This window comes from Streptomyces flavofungini (assembly GCF_041028215.1).
In the GTDB taxonomy this organism is placed as follows: Bacteria; Actinomycetota; Actinomycetes; order Streptomycetales; family Streptomycetaceae; genus Streptomyces; species Streptomyces flavofungini_B.
The window spans coordinates 1-4702 of record NZ_JASKYR010000652.1 but is presented as its reverse complement, the minus strand read 5'-3'; the positions used below and the strand labels follow the sequence as shown (position 1 = coordinate 4702).

Annotated in this window: 3 protein-coding genes; 1 reads left to right on the top strand and 2 read right to left on the bottom strand. The window is 71.3% G+C overall.

Annotated features, from left to right (window positions below):
- The first annotated feature begins 393 nt into the window (after positions 1 to 393).
- The gene (locus tag AB8Z36_RS31815) at positions 394 to 3078 is read left to right on the top strand and encodes a helix-turn-helix transcriptional regulator (RefSeq protein ID WP_369216855.1); all 2685 of its coding nucleotides are present in this window, start codon (positions 394 to 396) and stop codon (positions 3076 to 3078) included.
- Positions 3079 to 3155: 77 nt separating this feature from the next.
- Here the strand turns inward: AB8Z36_RS31815 and AB8Z36_RS31810 are convergent, their stop codons facing one another.
- Both AB8Z36_RS31810 and AB8Z36_RS31805 read right to left on the bottom strand, forming a co-directional pair.
- Positions 3156 to 4100, bottom strand: coding sequence for a GntR family transcriptional regulator (locus AB8Z36_RS31810; RefSeq protein ID WP_369216856.1), 945 nt, complete (start codon positions 4098 to 4100; stop codon positions 3156 to 3158).
- Between the two features lie 156 nt (positions 4101 to 4256).
- Positions 4257 to 4702, bottom strand: a 446-nt coding sequence (locus AB8Z36_RS31805; protein WP_369216854.1) for an alpha/beta hydrolase family protein, incomplete at its 5' end; no start/stop codon positions are given.

Sequence of the window (4702 nt, the reverse complement as noted above, 5' to 3'; positions counted from 1 at the left end):
GTCCAGGCCGGGCGTGCGCCTGGAAGCGGTGGGCCGGGTGCACCGGCGTGGCGTCTCCCGGCGCGGCTGTCCTCGGCGAACCAGCCGCCGTGTGAGTGCAGTTGAAACGTCCTGCCGTCCCCCGCTGGCCGTGGCACCGCCGCGCTTCCCCGGGCTCGCCCGGGTTCCCGTCAACCCGTCCGCCCGCCCTTTTCCGATCCCCCCTGATCGCCCTTGTCCCAGCTCGTTCGAGACCCCGCGCAGTCGCCCGCGGCACCCGCCGTCAGGCACACTGGAGTCACTAAGTGACACGCAGATCGAGGCCATCGAGGCCGGGGAGTACCCGGCCTCCGGTTCGCGGTCGCGGACGAAGAGCAGCACAGTGTAAGTCGGAGGACTTTTGCAGTGGAGTTCGTGGCCCGACAAAGCGAGCGACACGCCATCGACCAATTGCTGGCCGCGGCCGCGGCCGGTCGTGGCGGGGCTCTGGTCGTCTCCGGCGAGGCGGGGATCGGCAAGTCCGCGCTGATCGACACGGCGGTGCGGTCACTCGAAGGTCATACGGTGCTGCGCACCGACGGCGCCGAGTTCGAGCAGGATCTGCTGTACGCGGCCCTGTACCAGTTGTGCGCCCCCCTCCTGGACCGGCGCGCCAAGCTCCCCCCGGTCCAGCGCGAGGCTCTGGAGGCGGTGTTCGGGCTCGGTCCGCAGACGTCACCGGCGCCTCTGACGGTGGGCCTTGCCGTGCTGGGGCTGCTGCACGAGGGTGCGCGGAAGCAGCCGGTGTGCTGTGTGATCGACGACGCCCAGTGGATCGACGACGCCTCCCGGCAGGTGCTGGTCTTCGTGGCCCGGCGGATCGAGGCCGAGCGGGTCGCGATGATGTTCGTCGCCCGTGACCCCGCATCGGCCCCCGGCCTCGCCGCACTGCCGCGACTGGCCCTGACGGGACTGCCCGAGGAAGACGCGCGCCGACTGCTCCGTACCGTGGTGCGCTCCGGGCTCGACACCGAACTCGTCGAACGCATCCTGGCCGAGGCCGCGGGCAACCCGCTGGCGCTGCTGGAGTTCGCCCACGACGACGGGCCCTTCGGCATCCCGCACGTGCGCCCGTCCCTGCCCCACGTCGGGACCGTCCTGAAGTCGCAGTTCGTGCACCGCTTCGAGCAGTTGCCCTCCGATGCCCGGCCTCTGGTGGTCCTGGCCGCGGCGGAGCCGGTGGGGGACCTGGCCCTGCTGCGCCGGGCGGCCGAGCTGCTGCACATGGACCCCGGGGCCCTGTCCGTGGCCGAGGACGCGGGACTGCTCAGCCTCGGCCCCCGGCTCACCTTCCGCCACCCCCTGGTGCGCTCGGCGCTGTACTCCGCCGCCACCCCGGGCCTGCGCCGCCGCGTGCACGGTGCGCTCGCCGAGGCGACCGACCCGGCCACCGACGCCGACCGGCGGGCCTGGCACCGCGCCCACGCCGCCGTCGACGCCGACGAGGAGGTGGCCGCCGAGCTGGAGCGCTCCTCGCAGCGGGCACGCGTACGCGGCGGCTTCTCCGCCGCTGCCGCCTTCATGGAACGGGCCGCGCAACTGACCCCCGACGCCGAACGCCAGGCCGTGCGGCTGATCGCGGCGGCACGGCTGCGCCTGCAAGCCGGTTCGCCCGCGGCCGCCCGCGCCCTCATCGCCAGGGCCGAACCCCGGCTGAAGGACGACCGGCGCACGCAGGCACGCCTGTTGCGGGCCCGGATCGAATTCCAGCTCGGTCACACCCCGCGGGCGACCGCCGCTCTCATAGACATCGCCACCCAACTGCCCGATGAGCAGGCCGCGGAGGTGTATCTGGAGGCGTTCGCTTCGGTCATGTTCAACGACAACCGGCCCGGCCTCCTCACCAAACTCGGCGCCGCCATCCAGGGCCGGGGCAGGCCGCAGGAGGCGTCTCCCGTCGATCTGTTGCTGCACGCGCTCCTCGAACAGATCAGACTGCCGGTGGAGCAGGCGGTCCCTGCGATGCTTGAGGCCGTCACCGCCTGCCGCGCCGCCGCCCCCGAGGCTGCCGGCCCCTGGCGGATGAACCTGGTCTGCCAGCTCGTCATCGACCTGCGCGACGACGCGGTGTTCCGTGAGGTGACCGACCAGCAGGTGGAGGCCGCCCGCGACCAGGGCTCACTGGCCACACTGCCGCAGGCGCTGCGTTACCAGGCGCTCTCCCGGATCGCGGGAGGAAGTCTGAGCGACGCGGCAGGCATCCTCGCCGAAGCCCAGGCGCTCGACGAGGCCGCGGGCACCATGCGGGTGGTGAGCGTCGATCTCATCCTCGCCGCGTTCCGGGGCGACGCCTACCACTTCCGGGAACTCAGGAAGCCGATGGGCGTGGACGGGCGCCCCAACGAAACCGTGGGCGAGCAGTACGCACGGGCGGTCCTGCACAACGGCCTCGGCAACTACGAGGCCGCGCTCCAGGCGGCCCAGGCCTCCGAGCGGCGCCACCAGGCCGGTTCGTACATCCTGTGGGCCGTCTACCCCGAACTCGTCGAGGCCGCCGTGCGCGCCGACCGCCCGCACGAGGCGCTCCACGCGGTGAACCTGCTGGAGAGGCTGGCCAGGGCCCACCCCGCCCCGTGGGCGACGGCCCAGTGGTTGCAGGCCCGAGCCCTCATGGGCCAGGACGCGGACTGCGACCGGCTGTACCGGGAGGCCATCGAGCACTACGCCAGGACCGGCGTCCACATCCACCACGCCCGGACCCGGCTCACCTACGGCGAGTGGCTGGACGGCGAGGGCCGCACCGAGGACGCGCGCGCCGAGCTCCAGGCCGCGCACGAGATGCTCTCCTCGATGGGCGCCAAAGCCTTCGCCGAGCGGGCGGCCAGAAGGCTGCGGGCCGCCGGAGAGAGGCCGCGCACCCAGGACGCGGACGAGGATCCGCTCAGCGTCCTGACCGCGCGAGAGCGGCTCATCGTCGGCAAGGTGGCCGCGGGCGCGTCCTCCAGGGAGGTGGCGACGGCGCTGTTCCTCAGCCCGCGCACCATCGACACCCACCTGCACAACGCCTACCGCAAGCTGGGCATCTCCTCGCGCCAGCAACTTCGGAAACTGTCCGGCTGACCGGCTCCATTAGACCTACTGTGCTAGGCCAAAATCTGATCAGAAGGAACCTGACGCAGGAAGTTGCTGCCGCCGATTCAACGGACCTCAAGGCTGCCGCGCTTCACGGCCTGCATGTCGCCGACCACTTCCGTCACCATGCGGATCGACGCCGCGTCCAGCACATTGCCGAACTCGATCACCCGGACCCGCCCGTCGAGGCGCTCCTTGAGCTCGGGCACCTCGCTGGGGATCACCACCAGGTCCACCCCCTCCAGGTCCTCGTCCTCGGCGCCGTGCAGGACCTTGATGTTCTTGATGCCCGACTGGGTGAGGGAGTCCCGCACGCTGACCGCCTGCTCGTCGGTGCGGTACCAGATGCCGACCGTGCGCTTCTTCGGCACGGAGGCGATCTGCACCAGGGTCTGCACGTGCGGCGCGACGACGATGGCGACCACCTCGGTCCGGGGGCGGCGGAACAGGCCGCGGACCTCGGCCAGGTGGAAGAACGTGGTGAGGACGAGGTCGGCCTGCTCCTGCTCCGGGTCGAACGTGCCGAGCACCAGCGGCCTGACCTTCAGGCCGAGGTGCTCGCCGAGTTCGTTCGCGAAGTACTTGGCCCGGTCGACGTTGCATTCGATGAAGGAGACCTTCAGGACGTCCTCCTCGGCGCGCATCGCGAGACCCGCCACCAGCGGCTGGATCTCGGCCGCGGTCAGGCCGAGGGCGACGCACTCCCTGATGGCCTGCTGGAGGATGCCCACCGCCTGGTCGCGGGCCGGTGACGTCTCCCGCGCGGGCCCCGGGCCCACCACCCGGGTGCCGCCGCGGCCGTGGCTCTCCACCAGGCCGAGCTCGGCGAGCTGGGCATAGGCGCGCGCGACCGTGTTGCGGTTGATGTGCAGATTGTCGCCCAGCAGGCGTGCGCTGGGGAGCGACTGCCCCGGCGCGAGGTCACCGGACTCGATCATGAAGGACAGCTGGGTGACGATCTGCCGGAAGATGGGCACGTCGGAGTGACGGCTCACCTGAAGGTTGTCCACCAAGACTCGGCTCTCCCTCTTCTCGACGCTGCCCTCCCCGGATACGCCGGTGAGACCGTGTGAGGGCTCCACGCGGGCGTGAGCAGCATCGTCCTATGCTATTCAGCCCCGACGACTAGGACAAACAGCCGAACCTCATATGAACCGCATGGCTCCTCAGCCGTCCCGGTGCCCGGGCAGACGCAGGTGACGCGTGAACCAGCCGACGATCCGGCGGTGCGCGTCGATGGCGTGCTCCCGGCGTGTCATGCCGTGTCCGGCGCCCTTGTAGACGACCAGTTCGCTCTCGCATCCGGCGGAGGCCAGGCCCTGGTGGAACTCCTGGGCCTGGCTCACCGGGCAGGCCAGGTCCTGGTCGCCGTGGAGCAGCAGCGTCGGCGTGCGGCAGCCGCGGACGTACATGACCGGTGACCGCTTCGGATACGGGCCCTCGGGGTCGTACGGATCGCCGTCCAGGAAGATCTCGTCGAACCGGCCCACATTGGACGTGTTGTGGTAGCTCAGCCAGTTCATCAGCCCGGCGACGGGCACCGAGGCGGCGAACACCTCGCTGCGCGCGGCCGCCCATGCGGCCAGGAAGCCCCCGTAGGACCCCCCGATGA